The sequence below is a fragment of the Rhizobium sp. WSM409 genome, assembly GCF_057653825.1.
This window is the reverse complement of sequence record NZ_JBYGKP010000003.1, coordinates 334,259-351,413: the sequence shown is the minus strand read 5'-3', so window position 1 is coordinate 351,413 and position 17,155 is coordinate 334,259. Positions and strand designations below refer to the sequence as shown.

14 protein-coding genes and 2 pseudogenes are annotated in these 17,155 nt (G+C 60.4%); 6 read left to right on the top strand and 10 right to left on the bottom strand.

Annotation, left to right across the window (positions count from 1 at the left end):
- Window positions 1–75 precede the first annotated feature (75 nt).
- Window positions 76–3,372, bottom strand: a complete 3,297-nt coding sequence (gene traA, locus AC25BC_RS29330; protein WP_128438621.1) for a Ti-type conjugative transfer relaxase TraA — start codon at window positions 3,370–3,372, stop codon at window positions 76–78.
- Between the two features lie 280 nt (window positions 3,373–3,652).
- On the opposite strand from traA, the gene AC25BC_RS29325 reads away from it, so the two are divergent.
- Window positions 3,653–3,976 carry a mobilization protein gene (locus tag AC25BC_RS29325; protein ID WP_128438620.1) on the top strand — a complete coding sequence of 108 codons (324 nt, stop codon included), beginning with the start codon at window positions 3,653–3,655 and terminating at the stop codon, window positions 3,974–3,976.
- Window positions 3,976–4,392: pseudogene (locus tag AC25BC_RS29320) on the top strand (hypothetical protein); the annotation flags it as partial. The gene AC25BC_RS29325 and the pseudogene AC25BC_RS29320, both read left to right, overlap by 1 nt.
- Window positions 4,393–4,576: 184 nt before the next feature.
- Here AC25BC_RS29320 and AC25BC_RS29315 read toward each other — a convergent pair.
- Together AC25BC_RS29315 and AC25BC_RS29310 are read right to left on the bottom strand one after the other, a co-directional pair.
- On the bottom strand, window positions 4,577–5,833 hold the full coding sequence (locus AC25BC_RS29315) for a type II toxin-antitoxin system HipA family toxin (RefSeq protein WP_128438618.1): 1,257 nt from the start codon (window positions 5,831–5,833) through the stop codon (window positions 4,577–4,579).
- Window positions 5,826–6,155, bottom strand: coding sequence for a helix-turn-helix domain-containing protein (locus tag AC25BC_RS29310; protein ID WP_128438617.1), 330 nt, complete (start codon window positions 6,153–6,155; stop codon window positions 5,826–5,828). The genes AC25BC_RS29315 and AC25BC_RS29310 overlap by 8 nt, the downstream gene beginning before the upstream one ends.
- A 408-nt stretch (window positions 6,156–6,563) precedes the next feature.
- On the opposite strand from AC25BC_RS29310, the gene AC25BC_RS29305 reads away from it, so the two are divergent.
- A complete protein-coding gene (locus tag AC25BC_RS29305; protein ID WP_128438616.1) occupies window positions 6,564–6,809 on the top strand; it encodes a WGR domain-containing protein in 246 nt (81 codons plus the stop codon).
- Window positions 6,810–6,871: 62 nt separating this feature from the next.
- On the opposite strand, the pseudogene AC25BC_RS29300 reads toward AC25BC_RS29305, so the two are convergent.
- Together AC25BC_RS29300 and AC25BC_RS29295 are read right to left on the bottom strand one after the other, a co-directional pair.
- A pseudogene (locus tag AC25BC_RS29300) lies at window positions 6,872–7,605 on the bottom strand (ArdC family protein).
- Between the two features lie 356 nt (window positions 7,606–7,961).
- Window positions 7,962–8,858 (bottom strand): GGDEF domain-containing protein, encoded by an 897-nt coding sequence (locus tag AC25BC_RS29295; protein ID WP_128438615.1) that lies wholly within the window; start codon window positions 8,856–8,858, stop codon window positions 7,962–7,964.
- 206 nt (window positions 8,859–9,064) lie between these two features.
- Between AC25BC_RS29295 and AC25BC_RS29290 the strand changes: the two genes are divergently transcribed.
- The 3 genes from AC25BC_RS29290 to AC25BC_RS29280 all read left to right on the top strand — a co-directional run bounded on the left by AC25BC_RS29290 (window position 9,065) and on the right by AC25BC_RS29280 (window position 11,212).
- A complete protein-coding gene (locus AC25BC_RS29290; RefSeq protein ID WP_012763335.1) occupies window positions 9,065–9,499 on the top strand; it encodes a hypothetical protein in 435 nt (144 codons plus the stop codon).
- A gap of 453 nt (window positions 9,500–9,952) precedes the next feature.
- On the top strand, window positions 9,953–10,258 hold the full coding sequence (locus AC25BC_RS29285) for a hypothetical protein (RefSeq protein ID WP_128438614.1): 306 nt from the start codon (window positions 9,953–9,955) through the stop codon (window positions 10,256–10,258).
- A 210-nt stretch (window positions 10,259–10,468) separates the two neighbouring features.
- Entirely contained in the window at window positions 10,469–11,212 is a 744-nt protein-coding gene (locus AC25BC_RS29280) for a thermonuclease family protein (RefSeq protein ID WP_128438613.1), read from the top strand.
- Here the strand turns inward: AC25BC_RS29280 and AC25BC_RS29275 are convergent, their stop codons facing one another.
- The 5 genes from AC25BC_RS29275 to AC25BC_RS29255 form a co-directional block, all read right to left on the bottom strand.
- Window positions 11,213–12,187 (bottom strand): OmpA family protein, encoded by a 975-nt coding sequence (locus AC25BC_RS29275; RefSeq protein ID WP_128438612.1) that lies wholly within the window; start codon window positions 12,185–12,187, stop codon window positions 11,213–11,215.
- Window positions 12,172–13,377 carry a hypothetical protein gene (locus AC25BC_RS29270; RefSeq protein ID WP_128438611.1) on the bottom strand — a complete coding sequence of 402 codons (1,206 nt, stop codon included), beginning with the start codon at window positions 13,375–13,377 and terminating at the stop codon, window positions 12,172–12,174. Before AC25BC_RS29270 ends, AC25BC_RS29275 begins: the two co-directional genes overlap by 16 nt.
- Entirely contained in the window at window positions 13,377–14,201 is an 825-nt protein-coding gene (locus AC25BC_RS29265; protein WP_128438610.1) for a hypothetical protein, read from the bottom strand. Before AC25BC_RS29265 ends, AC25BC_RS29270 begins: the two co-directional genes overlap by 1 nt.
- Window positions 14,179–15,627, bottom strand: a complete 1,449-nt coding sequence (locus tag AC25BC_RS29260) for a hypothetical protein (protein WP_128438609.1) — start codon at window positions 15,625–15,627, stop codon at window positions 14,179–14,181. The genes AC25BC_RS29265 and AC25BC_RS29260 overlap by 23 nt, the downstream gene beginning before the upstream one ends.
- Window positions 15,628–16,406: 779 nt before the next feature.
- A complete protein-coding gene (locus AC25BC_RS29255; protein ID WP_128438608.1) occupies window positions 16,407–17,108 on the bottom strand; it encodes a type 1 glutamine amidotransferase domain-containing protein in 702 nt (233 codons plus the stop codon).
- Window positions 17,109–17,155: the final 47 nt, after the last annotated feature.

The following is a 17,155-nucleotide window of genomic DNA, read 5'->3' as shown; positions in this document are numbered from 1 at the left end:
CGCATTCCCTACATGATTATCTTCCGTCGATCCTCGACTTATTGCAGCCAATCGCCTGTGGTCCGACCCAAACATCTACATCCCAAGCCCCAAGGACATGCCCCGCTTCAGCGACCGCTTCAACTCCATCTGCTGGGTGAGCTCCGCACGATGACTACGATCGGCAAGGCGAGCAACCTGGCGGATACGCTCGACGTCCCCGGCCCGATCCGGTCCCACTCGCTTCAGCTGCTCCGCGAGATCTGAGGGATCGGCCCGACCGAAGCGCGTTTCGATCGCAGTAGCGATGTCCTTTGCCTCGGCAAGCGCCTGACGGCCCTCCGGTGTCGCCGCCAGTCGTTCGACGAACTTGGCCTTGTCGCTATAGGGGAGATCGTCGAGCTGGCGCAGCAGCGCCTCGCTCCGGCGGCTCGGCCCCAGAACCTCGACCCCGTCCTGCTTTTCTCGCTTCCAGCGTTCGGAGCCGCATTCAGCCGCGAGGCGACGTTGCCAGGTGTTGGCGGATTGGCGAACATGCGAGGCCAGCGCATCGATCCGGGAAAGCGCTTGTTTGCGTTCGGTGTTGTCTCCGAACAGGCCGGTCTTGCCGGCGAGCGCACCGATCGTTTCGGGCGAAGCACTGAGTTGACTGGCGAGCGCAACCGGATCTGCATTCTCATCCAGGATGCGGCCGCGCAACACGTCCATGGCCGCTGGCGCGTCTTTGAACACCTGCGGCGCAAGCTGCTTTGCCGCGGCCCAATCTCGGTCGAATGCCGGCATCGCCTTTGATCGTCCGACCTCTTCGACGCTCATCGCATAGGTCTTCACCGCCGCAACGAGCACGCGGCGTTCATCGCCACGTTCATCGCCACTGGGATCCTGGTGCGAAGAGCCGCCATCGGCGATGCTGCGCACTGCGAGCGGTGTCGGCGGCCGCAGTTCTTGCATTGGCTTGGGAACCGTCGTGTCCGCGATGCGCTCCGCCTCCTTGATGATTGCAGCCGGTGCGACATCACTCTCGCCCTGCCCCCGGCGATCCTCCATGCCGCGCCGATTGGCAAAGTCATGGGTATAGTCGAGCGTCGTCTCCTTTACGCCTGAGCGGCTCAGTGTCTCTGTCAGGGCGCGCTCCGTCTTGAATGCATCGAGCCCCGCATAGAGCTGTACCTCCTCGCGATGACGGGTCATCGCCACGTAGGTCAGATGCCGGTCCATCGTCGTCGACGCCAGAACAAAACTCCGGTCGACGGTAGCCCCTTGCGTCTTGTGGATCGTCGTCGCGTAGCCGTGATCAAAGGATTGGTAACGATTGACCGGTACGGTCACCTGGCGTTGCCCATCTTGCGCCGGCGCCTTGCCGTCAAGCCGAACCTGTATTGCGTCCGGTTGGACGGCGATCACCTCGCCCAGCATGCCATTCTTGACGCCGAGATCACGATCGTTCTCCAGGAAGACGATGCGATCGCCGCGCGCAAAAGATCGCTTCCCATTGCTGGTCTGGTAGGTGAGCTCCTCACCTTTATCGCCAGGCGGGTTGCCGGATTTTGCCAGCTCGCCGCGATCCTGCAACCGAGCGCGAATGCCGGCATTGATGGCACGGACGTCGTCGCGTCGATGGGCCATCGCAATGCGCGTGTCGTTGGGATTGGCCGATCGGTCAGCGACGTAATCGGCAATGATCGCCTTCAGGGTTTCAGCGCGATCCGTCTTCAGATGAAGATTTTCCCGTGCCTCATAGGCAGCAAGCCCGTCGGCAGTCCGATGCGAGGCGAAGTCGATCGAGGCCTGCTTTTGCCAATCGGTTCGTTGACGTCGGACTTCCGACAGTTGCGCATGACCGACGGCTTCGGCGATTGCCCGAAACGGCGCGCCCGCGCCGATCGCCTGAAGCTGTTCATGGTCGCCGACCAGGACGAGCTTGGCGCCGGCCCGTTTGACCTCGTCGACGAAGCGGGCGAGCTGCCGGCTGCCGACCATGCCACCCTCGTCGATAACGAAGACGTCACGAGCATTGAGCCGACCACGATCAGCTTGCCAGCTGTATTCCCACGACGCCAAGGTGCGGCTCGCGATCCCCGACGATTGCTCCAGGCCTTCCGCGGCCTTGCCGGCCAACGCCGCGCCATGAACGCGATAGCCCTGCGCTTCCCAGGCCTGGCGGGCAGCTGCCAGCATCGTGCTCTTGCCGGCACCGGCAAAGCCGATCACCACGGCGATCTGAGCTGGACCCGTGACATGCTCGATCGCCTGACGCTGTTCCGCCGATAGTCCCTGCCCCGGTGAAGGATTTCCCGCCTGGATCGATCTGTCCTGATCGCCGATTGCCGCATCGACATTGCGCTTGAAGACACCGTGGTTTTGGCGCGTCTTCATCGCAACAGTGGCTGTTGCCATCGCACCCTCGATCGCCACCATCTCGACCGTCGAATAGCGTGCCTCGCCGTCACGACCGCGAAGGCTTGAACTGTCGGGTCTGAGCTCGACAAGTGCCTTCGACGCCATGACCGCGGCAAAAGCATTCTGGAAGGTCTGCGGATCGTCGTTGATGGTGCGATGCAGAGCCCTGGCAATGTCATAGCGGTTGAAGACGCTTTTCTCGTTGGTAATCAGCTTCAATATCTCTTCGGGCCGCCGGCGAATGGTCTCGGCATTGCGATCGGCCGATTGCGGTGAGAGGCGCGCGCGAGAGACTGCCCCACCCTGGCGATCGATCTGAGTGGCATGTACACCGACATGTTCGGTCGGCTCGATCGTGATCCCGGCTTCCAGATGCGAACGGTTGTCGATACGGATATCGAGGCCGGCCCTCTCAAGGTGCGTGTTGGCAAGATGCTCCCAGGCCTGTCTGATATCCTTCAGCTGCAGCTGCGATGGCGGCAGGTGATTGGCGAGAAGCCATCTGTTTTCCCGCTCGAGCAGCGTCTTGTCGCCAAGACCGGTTTCCCTCACCTCACGCGTCGTCATCATCAGATGCGCGTGGCTGTTGCGGATATCGCTTCCCTCACCTGGCCGATGGATCGCGAAGTCGACGGCAGCGCCATAGCGGTTGGCGAGATCTTCGGCAAAGGCCCGCGTCAGCACCAGGCGTTGATCGGAACTCAATTCGTGCGGCAGCGCGACTTCGAATTCCCGGGCAATCCGGGCGTCGCTGCGTTTCTCGGCACGCTCGGCGGCATTCCACAAGGCCGATCGCTTCATCGCCCAATAGGCGGAAGACCCAGTCGGCAAGACGATCTCGGCATGCTCGACACCTTTCCTGTTGCTAAAATCATGGGTTAGCCCATCACGCTCATTGGTCAGCCGCTCAGCCGCACGATAGGCGGCGGACGCGACAGCACTGCGGCCAGCGCTGCGGGCGATCGGCTTCATGCTGAGATGATAGATCGCCATCGCTTGTCCCCTTTGTTAGCGGGCTGCCGGCCCGCGCTTTGAGTTGCCCCGCAACTCGTAAGTGCGCCCTTGTGCCTTCGTCGCTTCGCGCCTTCGGGCACTGGTGGGAGCACGCGGCAATCTCCCGATGACCTCGTAAGCCGTTCAGCCGGTTGCTTCCACGCGCAGATTTGCGGGTAGCCGACATGCCACCCATCGTCGCAGCATCTGCGCATGCGATCCCGTGCGGTCATTGTCCTGATGCCGCGGGTTCAATCGCTCATCGACGTGAAGGGAGACAATGACAGTGGTACGCAAAACCATCGGCGAACGGCTCGCCCAGCTCGAGGCCCAGCGCAAGACATTGCAGATCCGGCTCGGCAAACAGGAACGCGCCATCGATACGCGCCGCAAGGTGCTGATCGGTGCACTGGTGCTGCATCGGCTGGAGAATGATCGCGATGTGCAGATCGGCGGAGGACTGGCAGCCTGGCTCAGATCCGAACTGCCAAAATTCCTCACCCGCGATGGCGACCGGGATCTGTTCGACGATCTGCTGAAGCCGCAGGCAAATGAGCCGACTGTCGGCAATATCGGCAATGTCGGCAGCGGGAGTGCAGTGTGATGATCCATGCCAACCAGATCAAGATTGCCTTGGCAAACATGATGCGCGTGGCGGCCCGCGATCCGCTCTGGGCGATCGTCGCTCTGATCACGTTTCCGCTGCGATATGCCAAGTCGTTTGTCATGGGTGCATTTGGCTATTTGCTTGTCGTGTTCACCGTCTACTTCGGGATCGACTACCTCAGACGCGTGATCATCGGCGGCCACAGGGGTGACGTCATCTGGCATGTCGGCGATTGGGTGGTGATGGCCTTTGCCATCGTGCTGCTCATTCGGCTGTTGTCGGTACCGTTGATCACGCATTTTGGATCGGCGGTGGACGACACGCATGGGTCTGCGCGCTTTGCCGGCCGAAGAGAGATTGCGCCGCTCACCAAGGCGGGCAGTGGCCTGCCGGCCAGCGGCCGATCGTTGCGACGAAGTTGCGCTATTATGCCGATCCGGAATTCGTCGGATTGTTTGGCAAGCAGGACAGATAAGGCAGGAGAGATGAACCAGGCGGTTCACATCACCCCGATGAACCGATCGGCGCGCGTCTTGGACGCATTCGCAGTCGCGGCAGCGGAAGATCCGTCATGACAGCGTGCTTGTGATTCCAGCCTTATTGATTGGCGCAACTGCTGAGTACCGGCGTCATCACCTTCACGTGCTCATCGATCCGCTCGAGCACTTTTTCCGGGACGACGGCCCGTTCCGGAAGGCTCCACCAATGCCTGTTGACGCGTTCAACGACATCGATGACCGCCTTGAGCACAGCCGGCTCCGGCAGCCTCGCGCGGTTGGCGAAGATCTTCCATCGCTGCGCGACGAGCGCCTTGAAGGAGCGCTCGCCGCCGAGCGACAGCGCCATCGCGTCGGCGGGAATATAGGGCACGGTCGACAGGACATCGTAGATCGGCGCGAGCTCCGGCTTGTCGCCATTGCCACGATAGATCAGCGACCAGTTTTTGAGGTGCATGTCGCCATTGCCGGTTATTGCCGTCAGGGCCAGACGGCGTACGAACTCGAGGGCGGCCGTCGGCGAGATGGCGACACCGAGGGCGGAGGCTATATCGTGGTATGCCGCGGCCTCGTATTTGCGCGAGGGATAAATGCCGAAGACCTGGGCGAAATCCTCGATATGGGTGCGTTCGGCGCCGGCGCCCCGATCGAAGCGTTTGACCAGGAGGACCTTTCCGTCCGACAGCGTGTCGAACTCCTCGGGGATCCCTTCGAAATCGGACTTCTCGACAAGCTCGCGTTCTGGCACTTCCATGCCGATCGCTGCAGCCAATGCAAGGTTGGCGTACTCGTTTTCAGAGACACCAGGAAACGATGTCGAAGGAAACTTTGCGATGTAATGGCCCTGCTTGTCACCCATCGGCAAGGTTAGGCCACCACCCCTGCCAGTGTTCTTCATCACCGAGAGTTTCATCTGCACACCCGCGAGTGAAAACCGGGCTTTCGGCTTGCCCCTCGACGCGTCCTCGATCACCGCCGTCGTGCCACCGCTCGGTACAACGCGGACAGCGCCCGGCAGGTCCTGACCGAGTGCGGCCAGTAGATCAAAATCGTTGCCCGCGCGCACATGACCTGCGTGGTGCTTTTCCATCGCCTCGCGCAATTTGTCTTCAGGAAGAAGATTGGCGAAGAACGCCGGCAAGGCGCCGGCAATTGGCTTGGGATCCTTGCGCAACCCTCCCGTCGCCGCCCGGAATGACAGGCTAAGGACTGGGAACCCACCCGTCGCGCGATAAGCTTCATCGAAGCTGAACGCATTGAAATCTCCAGGAGTCCTGACGAGTGTGCCGACCTTCAGATCGTTCAGCAGCACCTCAAGCGAAGGAATGGCGTTGGGAGCCTGAAACATCTTAGCCATGATCGTTATCGTCGGGGCGGGAGAAGAAAGCCGGGAGATCATCGTCGTCATGTGGGCGCAGCAAGGCCTCGACCGCGGGAACCATTGCTTGGGGGATCATCATCATTTCCAGGCCGAGCGCGCGGGCGACATTCAGCAAAGTCGTCGCGCGAGCCGCGGCGACCCCCGTCTCGATGTCGCGATAACGAGGGCGCGAAATGCCAGCCAAATCGGCGACCTGTTCCTGGGTCATTGCCGAGGCCTGTCGTGCCTTCTTCAATAACCGCCCGATTTCGAGCAAAGCCGCCGAATCTGGGGTCATGATGATACCTGCGCGTTTCATTCGACATTGCACTGATACGTATAGATATCTTCTTGTCCCCGTTGTCAATGAAATAGATCTGTTTACGGATCATATTAGAGCAAACGATATGTTTAGAGATCATCGCCAGGCCTTCCTTAACCTCAACGGATAGGGCCGACTCCAATTTGCCTGGCCAGGAGACCGTGGTGTTCAACACGCGGCGGCACTGTGTCGGAAATTGCCGAGCAGCGTGTCGCCCGCCCGCTGCTGACGCCCGCCGATTGTTGCGATGAAGTCGCGCTATTATGCCGATCCGGAATTTTCCGGATTGTTTGTCAACCAGGAGAGATGAGCCAGGCGGTCCCATCACCCCGATGAATCGATCGAGCCTCATCGATTCACAAATGTCGTTGGACGCAGTGAACCGTTCTTTGCGATTCTGCCCGCATGACAGCTCAGCCCTATCGTCTCTACATCGAACGCATCGATCCATCGAAGAACATGGCCCGCTTTTATGCGCTGTCGATCGAGCCGAACCTCTTCGGTGAGACCTCGCTGGTGCGCAGCTGGGGACGCATCGGCAGTCGCGGGCAGCAGAAGATCCATGTCTTCGACAGCGAGGCAAAAGCCGTCGATCTCCTGCTCAGCCTTTTGCGCAGGAAGCGCGCGCGGGGCTATCGGGTCCTGCAGTGATCGGCATCCGCGTCTCGCATGCCTGATTGAAGGAAGAGACAGTTGAGTGAAGAAGAGACGGCTTACGCCGCCTCCTCCTCGTTGCGCTCCGGCTGCAGGGAATGCAGATAGTCGACGGCGCGCTGCGCATGGGCTGCCGCCGAGAAGATGGCGCGCTTGTCGTGGTCGAGAACCTTCAGCCAGCCATCGAGATAGCGTGCGTGGTCGGGGCGCGGTTCGAGCTCTGGGACGATGCCGAGTTCGGCGCAGAGAAACGCGCTGCCGAGTTCGGCAATGAGCTCTTCGCGGGCGCGTTCGCGCCGGTATTGGCAAAAAAGCGGCCGGCATTGCCGATGCGGCTCATCGGATCCTGGTGAGGTGCGCCGTCGTCAAAGCGGCCATCAAGACGGGCGATCTGATCGGTATTGAACACTGTGTAGGCTTTGAGGAATGGAACATCCTGTTCGATCTCGCTGCCCGTGTCGGTCGTCTCGGTGCGGACGAACGAACTGGCAAAGACGACGGTTGTGCCGGTTTCGCCCTTGCGAACGGCGCCACCGAGTTCGATGGCCTGGCGGAACGTCATCCATCTCGATGAGGCAAAGCCGCGGGCGATGGCTTGCGACCACAGCAGCAGAACGTTGATCCCGGAATAGGGTTGGCCATTGTGGCGCAGTGGCCGGCTGACCTCGCTTACCGCATGTCCCGTCGTCCAGGGCTTGGTCCATGGCCGCACGCCCTGTTTGAGATCGGCGATGATCGTGTTGGTGATGCGGCTGTAGATATCGGATCGTTGATTGGATTGTTGCCTGCTCATGTTGGAACCTCCGTTTCGAGGTCGCGGCCATCGCGACCTGCTACGGCGGTCCGAAAGCCGGGCTGCAAGCGCTGCCTGCACCCGCAGGGCCGCAACGAAGTGGAGGACGGCAAAGCCGTTGCCGGCGGCGCGAGCCTGGCAGGACCAAAGCCGGGGCAGGACGCGATGGTCGAAGTCTAGGTGGGGGGTTAGACGCAGGCGGACGTAGCAAATCCGCGAGGCGGCGTCACATCGCTCGCTTCGCGGCTGCACGCGACGGCGATGGCTTGCTCGGCCGGCCCGACGATCGCCATTGCCCCGGCGAGCGACTGACGCGCAAGACAGGCCAAACGGAGCTTCAAGCGTAGCCCATGTCCCTACGCCGCGCGCACCCTGTCCCGTCCGCTCAACTTGGCAGCGTAGAGCGCTTGATCGGCGCGTCGATAAAGCTCTGAAGCGCTGTCTGACGAGGCGCAAGCGGCGATACCGGCGGAGCAGGTGTAGCTGAAGTCGGGTGATTCAGGCAGAGGCCGGGAGAAGCGGATCACCGTCAGCATGCACTCGACCATGGCAATGGCGTCTTCCGGCCCGGTTGCCGGCATCACGAGAAGGAACTCTTCTCCGCCGATCCGTCCAAAACAATCGTTGCGGCGAACATTCTGATGAATGCGATGAGCAAAATCGCGCAGGACGACATCTCCGGCATGGTGACCAAGCCTATCGTTGATGTGCTTGAAATTGTCGATGTCGAATACGGCAAGGCATCCGTTGTTTCCGTGCCGGGCGGCTGTCAGCATGTCGTCGACGCGTGCCATCACAAAGCGGCGGTTGGCAACACCCGTGAGTTCGTCGGTGTAAGAAGCCTTGATCGCCTGGTCCCGATCCTGCCGGACAGTCCTGCCATGTACTCGTAAACTGGTGATGTCGCTCGCAATGCACAACATCCAACCGTTCTTCTGGACCGCCTCGGTCATCCAAAACCACCGGCCATCGCACAGGTCCGTCTCGAAAGCTCGATAGCCGATCTTGCCGCGGCGTGACTGCGTCGAGCGCAGCCACTCGTCGAAATTGCTCGTCCGAATGACAGTGCCTCGCGCGAGCTCGAAATTGCGCCGCATGAGATCAGGCCAGAGTGGAGTTTCATCGGGCTCGATGAAGTAGACAGAACGAAAGGCGCTGTTGGCGTACCGCAGCCGGTCATGACCATCGTAGACGGCAATGAGCGTCTCTGTGCGTCCAGAAAGGTGCAGAAGCTGCTCGAAAATTTCGTCCATACCGAACACTGCCTGGTTGCCTTGGCATGACATGGCGCGGAAACCCTATGAGAAAAGAGCCGCCCCCCAAGTAAAAGGCGCCTCCAGTGATTACGGAAACGTCAACGACATGTCCGTTTTCAATCGTGATTGGACATCGGCCGCGACCTGAGCGACGCTGTTTTCGGGAGGCGGACCATCTATTTTTCCGGAGATAGGAGGCCGAAATGGAACAGTACGCACTCGATCAGTTGAAAACCATCGCAACGGTCAGCCCGACCTGCAAGCGCCTCGAAATAACGCGGCGCGAACGGCTTGAACGGTGGGCCGAAAGTCTCGAACGCAGCCCCAGACCGTTTCTCAAGACACTTCACGAAACCGAATATCAGCCGATTTCAGATCGGCTTGCCCTGCGCGATGACGGCACGCCCATCTCCGTCGCGTTCGCTGATCCCATTCTGCGGGCGGCGGGAATGGAAAATGACAGCTATGGAGAAGCCAAACGGTTCTTCGAACTCAGCGACGAGCAATTGCATGATCTCGTGTGCTTCTGCCATTTCGGTGAACGCGTCAGCGCGGCAGTCGTCGCTCGCCGTTTGCGGAAGATGTCAGGTTCCAAACCAAGTGGGTTTTTCGCTCAACTGCGCGCGTTCTTTGGCTAAGCACGGTTAAGGCGGCTGCTGTCGCTCGCCTCGGAAGAAAGGGCCGCCGGGTCATCGGCTGGTCCTCGTTTCGACGCGTGCCGACGTCGTCAGCTCAAACCGACCACACTCGCACCCGTGGGCTGGCGACGTGTCGCCAACATCGCTCGCGCGGTATCCGATCCAAGGATGCCGCGGCGATGGTGAAGCGCGACAGCAGCTTATCCGTGGAACGGGGAACAATGTCGCCGCGACAGCGGTGAGCGTGAAAACGGCAATCCGATGCGTTCTCAAAATCGCGTCGCCAAACCCTCCAGCGATGTCACCTTGCTCGGGCCTCGGCAATGCCCGTTTCCGCGACGGGATCGGCCGCTGTTTTCCATACAGGTCAATGGCTCGCTTCGGCAAAGTTTCAGTTGACCGTTTTCGCTGGGGAGGTGACATTCTCCTGTAGCGAGGCAGGAGGAAAAAACGATGGACGAGGCAGACCGTTGGCGCCATATGGCAAGCGCACCGAAAGACGGTAGTCGGATCCTGGTCACGATCCGGCCATCCGAGCAGGGGCCGGCGGAGGTCGATCTCGCGTACTGGTCGAATGGCGATCAGTTCGCGGGAGAAGGCTGGCGGGCGTCCGACTCCTCGCCGGGGCAGGTCATCGAATATGCCGATCCGGAACTGAAATGTTGGATGCCAATGCCTTCGGCCAACCTTGGTCGCACGTCGATACCCCCACCCTGGGAGGGCGACGATGACCGGAACCTCGACGGGTCGGGGATCTGAAAAAATCGCGCTCAAGGACAATGTGACAAGCGGGTGTGGATTTGCCCTTCACGGGCTTCCTCGGATAACGAGCCCGTTCTCACGTTGTCGCGCCGCGAGTTGAAGCGGGATGGGCAACGTCTCGCATTGCGTGGTTATCGGCCACGCTCGGAGAATTCCTGATCTTTCCCGGGAAGGCAAACCCGCGTTAAGCCGGCATGAGGGTTTCGCGTGCGAATTTGGAAACGGGCGCCTCGCGACGCGTTTTTGAAGAACAGAGAAGGCAACTCCTTATTGGCGAACACGAAATTCAGACACACGGGCTGGATGATCGTCATCATCCTATTCGCGATCGGGGCATTCCCACTGGAATCGACGGCGACCACGGTGCGGGTCATAGACGGGGACACCATCCTTGTTGACCAAATCACGGTTCGGCTCGACGGAATCGACGCACCCGAGGCCGGACAGAAATGCGCTTCTCTCTCCGGACGGGATTGGCCCTGCGGCAAGGTCGCCATCGCGGCGATGGAGGAACTGGTGGCATCGGGAGACGTCGTCTGCGATGATCGCGGAGTGGACATCTATCAACGACAGCTGGGTGTATGTCGTGTCGGAAAGCGTGAGATCAATGCCGAAATGGTCGCGTCGGGCAACGCCTGGGCATTCCGAAAATACTCCACCGACTACGTCACACTCGAGGAAAGGGCCCACAGCGAGCACCTGGGGATTTGGCAGGCTTCCACGATCCCCGCGTGGGATTATCGCGCCGACAGATGGAACGTGGCCGAGCAACAAGCGCCTAAGGGCTGCCCGATCAAAGGCAACATCTCCGAAAACGGCCATATCTACCATGCGCCTTGGTCTCCTTGGTACGACCGCACCAAGGTCGATACCAAGAAAGGCGAGCGCTGGTTTTGTGATGAAGCCCAGGCGCTGAAAGCCGGATGGCGGGCGCCGCAATGGGGCCATTGATCACGGAGACAGGGACTGAGCCCGTCTCCGGATCCTGATTTCGATGCGTCGCCGGGCCTCGACATTTCCTGCCTGCCCTACGGTGACGGTATCGCCCGGAAGTATCAATTGCGCCGCCGACATGGGAAGCACCGTTGCTTGCCCCAGTTTTGGATTCGCCTTGAGGATATTCGCGACGGCGATCGCCCGGGCCAGTCCCAGACCGGCGTTGTCGGCCGGCTCAAGGGCAGTGATTGGCAATTTACTGTCCAGGACATCGATGAAGGTTTTGTCGAGATTGGAATTCGTCCGGGACAGCGGCTGCTCGTCGGTATGGCCAATGACCTCGATGACGTCGACCTGATAGCGAGACAGGTTATCCGCGATCTGGTCGGAGATGGACGTGCCCAGTTTCTGCTGAAATTCGTTTGTCAGCTCGGCGCTGCCTGACCTGAAATAATAGCCGCCCGCTTCGCTGAGATTGATGATGGGCGGCCACTCGTGTGGGCTTTTGGCCGCCGCGTTGGCGGTGACAAGCCTTTTGATCTCCGCGGGAGCGGCGTCGAGATCTATGCCGTTTTCGTTCAGGACTTTCCGCAACGCGGCCAGTTTTTCGAGCTCCGACATCTCGACCCCGCTTTTCTGCAAGCGATCAACGGCCTGGCGGGCCGAAATCAGTTCCCGCCATTCCTTCTCGAACTTCTCCCGATCAATGGGTGAGAGGTTGCCGGCTCCAAGCCTGGCCTGAAGTTCGACCACCCGGGCGGTCGCGTCGAAATTGTCCTTCTTGAGTTCCGCCAGCTTTTGCTCGGTGACCCGCAGCTCCCGTTCGGCCTCATATCGCTTTTTCCTTTCGGCAGTCACCAGCGCGGCTGCCACCAGCAGGAGACAAAAGACGAGCAGCAGCATGGATTCGGCCATGGTCAGGCCCAGAATGAGGCCGCGATTGTAGCCCTTATGCTCGAGCTTCGGGGTCTCGGCTATGTGCGCTGCCAATTGAACCACCTCTTACGCTCGATCGCTGATGCAGGTCGCGGCTTATCATCGACTTCAACCGGTTTGGCTGGCGAGGCTTCAAGACTGGCCAAGTCGATCGCGGTTTCCTCAGAGACCGAACCAGCCCCCGTCGGAACGGCCGGCTCAGGACGCTCAGCGTACGTGCTCGGGCTCGGGCCTGCTTCAGGCGGCAACGGTGTCGGGGGCTTCTCAAGAGCGTTGGCGATACGGTCGAGCTTTTCTTCAAGGGTCTGCAGCGGCTGCAGCGCTTCCTTGGTCTGCTCGATATAGGAACGCCCTCGCTCGGTATCCGCCTCCATGCGCTTCAAATGGGCCTCGGTCATCTCCCTGATGGACTCGATGACCGGCGTGAGTTCGATCTTGATGACATCTTCCGGGGCACGTATCTCCCCAAGCCGTGTCCCGACGCTTTCCACCGCGCCGCCGAACTTATCGATGATCGTCGAAAGCTGGCCGGTGGTTTCGGTCAGTTTCGCCGCCGCGTTGTTGTTGCTGTCATTGATGGTCTTATTGTGGGATTCGATAATGGCCGAAAGCTGCTGCGCCGCCTCCTGAATGGGCTTGATCGCCTCTTTCGACAGGGATTCGATCGCCTTGCGAATATCTTCGCCGTTCTTCTCGGCCTGGCGGGCGATCTCGTCGAACCCCTCCGACAGCATCTGGTTGCTGACCCTGCGGTAGTTCGAAAACTCCCGGGCCGAGGAATCGAGCTCGGTTCTGACGCGCCTGGTCATCTCGGCAAGCTCGTGCCTGGCACTGCGCTCGATGTCCAACGGATCGCGACGCATCTGGTTGAACAGGATCCGGAGCGTCACCCCGGCAATCGTCGACGTCACCGCGATACCGAAGTTTCGCACGATCGTGTCGATGGAGGTCTCACCGGCAAATAGATAGAGCGACACCCCGAGGCTCGAGAGCGTGAACAGAAAGCCCATGTAGTAGAGATTGTCGCCGGCCTGCTCGTTATGCAGCCGGAAGCCCGCCAATAGCAGGGAAGCGAGAAAGTAGGTCGCCATCAGCAGCAACGGGACGACGGTGACGACCGCCGTCGACCATCCCCATAGCTTGGCCGTCCAGATGAACACCATGCCGCCGATGGTTGTGAGCGCAAACAGCACCAGCGGCCCGTAGTCGCGGATCGCGGATCTTGTCACCTCTCTCGAGGCCATCAGCGTTTTCCTTCCAGACGGATGAAACCGTCGAAGTAGCCGTTATTCTTTGTGATCCACTCTTTCCAGAATTCGGCCAGTTCCTCGGCGGAAAATTTCAGGTTAGGACGCTGAAACGCGAGGATCTTCACCGACACCCCGTCGAGAGATGTCCTGAACTTATCACGTGCCTCGCTTTTCTGAAATTTCGAATAGGCGACACCGTCGCGGTAGTTCGAGAACGCCGGCGTGTGTTCGATCATGTCGGAGGCGACGAACAGGGCCCTGGGCGTTCCGGCGGGGAGGCTCGAGAACACCTCGAGGTTGATCCGCTGGATTCCGGCCATGATCGGCGAGGCATCGCCCGCCTTGCCGGACGCCAGCCTGCCAGCTATTTCCTCGAGGGGCTTTTGAAAGCCCTTTTCCCAACGGTCCTGGATCAGTCGTGGATTGCTGGTCCATTCATCGGCGAGGTCGCCGCTGCCCGGATTGCAGCCGTGGAACGTACGCTCCGGCTCGCCTTCCTTCTCGGTCAGCGAATAGATATCGATGGCACCGCCGACTGGAACTCTGGCCACGATTTGCTGAAACTGGTTCTTGAGATCAAGCGCCGTCGTGTCGGAAATGGGATCGGTGACGTCAAGCAGGATGGCGGTTTCGGACGTCGAGCCGGTGACCGGGCAAAGGGAAGCCTTGTCGACCGCCACGGTGCTGCTTGCCCTGTATTTGAGCCACCCGAACGCGCCGATAATGGCGACAGACACCAAGCCAAGGGCAATGGCGCCGACAATCAGTCCGACGGAATTGCCACCCCGCCTACGGCTACGCCTGCTGGATCGCGCCAAGGCCGGCCTCCGGGAATATGTTGTCCAGCTTGTGATAATTTTCGACAGCGGCTTCGAACTCGGCACCGATCCTGCGAATCTGCTCCGACAGTTCCGCCTGAGCCGCCTGAATTCGGCCGCTCAAGACCGCGTCATCCCATTCCTCGCTGGTGCGCAGCACCGGTGTCAGGCGCTCGAGCTTGTAGGGATGGGAAAAATAACCGGGCTCGGGTTCCGTCCGTCCCGCGCGGTTCGCGTCGCGATAGATCGTCAGCAGCGCGTTGGCGGCGCGCTCGAGATTGCTCTGATGCTCCGCAAACAGTCCCACGGTCCGTGTCCGGTGAGCGATGATGGCCGCGCATTCTTGGCGCCGCCCGCTGAGATCGCGCACGATCTCCTCGATCTTGGCGTTGTGATCGTCTCTTATGTCACGGAGGTTGTCGATGAGCTCGAGCTTCCGGTCGATGTAGTTCGCACGCGCGTTGTCCAACCGCTTCCTCACGCCGGCAAAACCCGGATAGGGATCCGTGAGGTAGCAACCGTCGATGAAGGCCAGAATCGAAAAAAGCAGTCCGACGGCGAAGAGCATCCAGGAATTCAGTTCGGCAAGCTCCAGCGGCGCGTTTCCGAGCCGCAATATAACTTCCGCGCCGGCTCCGGAAAGAACGGTCGATGACACCTCGCGATAATGCGCCAGGGCAAGATTGATGCTCAGGGCGATGCAGATATAGGCGACCAGCCCACAGAACCCGAGCAGCTTGAAAAACAGGGATCGATGGACCAGGAAACGAACGCAATAGACCGAGAACAGCAGAGCCGATCCGATGTTGAGGACGGCGAACGCGATCGCCTCCGTCACGCCGCCGACGATCCCCTGCTCGCTTCCCTTGGCGAGGAAGCTTCCATTCATGATCATCTCGAAGAGCACGAGGAAAACGATCAGGGCGATCTTGAACGCCTGCGCGGCGGCGGTCGAAACCTTCGCGGCGCGATCGAGATTGTGTTTCGCCTTGAAGGATGACATCTCGTCCTCGGCGGCCTTCAGGTCGCGGCGCAGCCCGTGCAGTTCGTCGACGCCACTTGCCACCTCGGCCTTGAAGTCGGATACGCTCGACGCGTTGGCTTGCCGGATCAGTCCGAACTGCCCCTCGAAGTCGAGATTGCGCAGGCGACCCTCGAAGGTCTGAAATTGATCCTCGAGGACCTGATAGGAGGCGGCCTTCTCCTCCTCGATCCGAGAGACTATCCGCTGCTCGACCTCGTCCGGCGACGCGGCGCTTGGCGCGGGCCGATTAAGCTTGCCGTTCTCGGCACCCTTTGCCCGCAGATCGAGCGTGGAACTGGTCTTGTCAATATCGAGCGAAGGGAAGATGTCGGTCGAGGCACGAAAGTCGTGGCTGGATTCCCGAACGCCCTCCCAGAGCCTGTTCAATGCTTCAAAGCGCACGCGAAACCTTTAGTGGTTTGTTTACCAAATGATGCTGCTGAACTGGATATCGCAGCGGTTGTACGTGGTCCAGCGTCCGTTTCCTTCGCCGATACTAATCGAGCCATACGGTTAATCGAGATCTTTTCCAAACATACACGAAATGCTCGCGCCCACGGCAGATCGCGGCCAGTCTGCGGTCCTTTTCAAAGCCGCGCCGGTGATGGTCGATCGTTGTTGGTCCGAAAACACTTGTCCGGCGACCGAGCGAAATGGCTCGCGATCGGCCACGTGGCGCCAAAAATCCGTAACAGCATCGTGGCGGGCGGTCGCTGCCGCAGGCCCAAGCTTAACGCGCGGCCGTGCCGGCCACGGCAAGGCGCCCCTCCAAACAATGAGCATACCAGGCGAAGGCGCGTCCGCGCCGGCGCCAGTTCGCGCACGGCTTGACCGGTTAAAAGGGTAGCCGCAAGAGGGTTAGCAGAGCGCCGCTCGCAACGAGGACCGACTGCCCCCGGCAAGCCGTTCCGCTTGGGGCGCACCCGTGGAGCGACCTCTCAGCGCCCCCAGCAGGGTGACGACAATTCACATGCTCGGCCAGGCATTCAAGAGCTCGTCCAAACTCGTGCGCTGGCGACCAACAGGCGCAACGCAACAGGCCGGCCGCGCATTTCTCAAAACCAAAGCCGGCCACCTTGTCAGAAACCTGAATTGGCCGTTCCACTTGATCCTCCACGAGCCCACAAAGAGGCCGCAGATACACCATCTGGCGACCTCTTTTTCGCTTACCGATGATCAGCCTAGGCGACGACGGCGCCGGCTTTCAAACTGGTGAGAAGCTTGATGAGGGCCTGCGCACCCGCGGTGGAAGATGCCGGGTTCTGCCCAGTGATCAACATGCCGTCGGTGATAGCGAAGCTCTCCCAGTTCGCCTTCTTCTCATAGAGACCGCCGAGACGTTTGAGCTCGTCCTCAACAAGGAAAGGAACGACCTTCGTCAGTTGCACTTCCTCCTCCTCGCCATTGGTAAAGCCTGTCACCCGCTTTCCCTTGACGATCGGAGCGCCTCTATAGGTGACGCGGTGAAGCACGGCCGGCGCGTGGCAGACTGCCGCCACCGGCTTGCTGGAGTTGTAAAAGGACTCGATTAGCTTGATGGACTCCTGGTTGTCCACGAGATCCCACATGGGACCGTGCCCACCGGGATAAAAGACGGCGTCGAAATCTTCGGAACGGGCTTCGCTCAGCTTCTTGGTGCTCGCAAAAACCTTCTGCGCGGCCTCGTCGGCCTTGAACCGCGTCATGGCGGGCGTCTGATTTTCCGGCAGATCGCTCTTCGGATCGATCGGAGGTTGACCGCCTTTGGGGGACACGAGTGTCAAGTCGACGCCTGCATCGCGGAAGACGTAATACGGTGCGGCGCCCTCCTCCAGCCAAAAACCAGTCTTGCGCCCTGTACTTCCGAGGGTGTCGTGCGAGGTGAATACCATGAGGATCTTCATGCTTAGGCTCCTTCCACTTTTCTGAATTTGCAGCCGATCGGCTGCAC

Bases quoted from the DNA above. Each gene is read 5' to 3' on its own strand.
- traA (WP_128438621.1), bottom strand. From the start codon at position 3,372: ATGGCGATCTATCATCTCAGCATGAAGCCGATCGCCCGCAGCGCTGGC.
- AC25BC_RS29325 (WP_128438620.1), top strand. From the start codon at position 3,653: ATGACAGTGGTACGCAAAACCATCGGCGAACGGCTCGCCCAGCTCGAG.
- AC25BC_RS29315 (WP_128438618.1), bottom strand. From the start codon at position 5,833: ATGGCTAAGATGTTTCAGGCTCCCAACGCCATTCCTTCGCTTGAGGTG.
- AC25BC_RS29310 (WP_128438617.1), bottom strand. From the start codon at position 6,155: ATGAAACGCGCAGGTATCATCATGACCCCAGATTCGGCGGCTTTGCTC.
- AC25BC_RS29305 (WP_128438616.1), top strand. From the start codon at position 6,564: ATGACAGCTCAGCCCTATCGTCTCTACATCGAACGCATCGATCCATCG.
- AC25BC_RS29295 (WP_128438615.1), bottom strand. From the start codon at position 8,858: ATGGACGAAATTTTCGAGCAGCTTCTGCACCTTTCTGGACGCACAGAG.
- AC25BC_RS29290 (WP_012763335.1), top strand. From the start codon at position 9,065: ATGGAACAGTACGCACTCGATCAGTTGAAAACCATCGCAACGGTCAGC.
- AC25BC_RS29285 (WP_128438614.1), top strand. From the start codon at position 9,953: ATGGACGAGGCAGACCGTTGGCGCCATATGGCAAGCGCACCGAAAGAC.
- AC25BC_RS29270 (WP_128438611.1), bottom strand. From the start codon at position 13,377: ATGGCCTCGAGAGAGGTGACAAGATCCGCGATCCGCGACTACGGGCCG.
- AC25BC_RS29255 (WP_128438608.1), bottom strand. From the start codon at position 17,108: ATGAAGATCCTCATGGTATTCACCTCGCACGACACCCTCGGAAGTACA.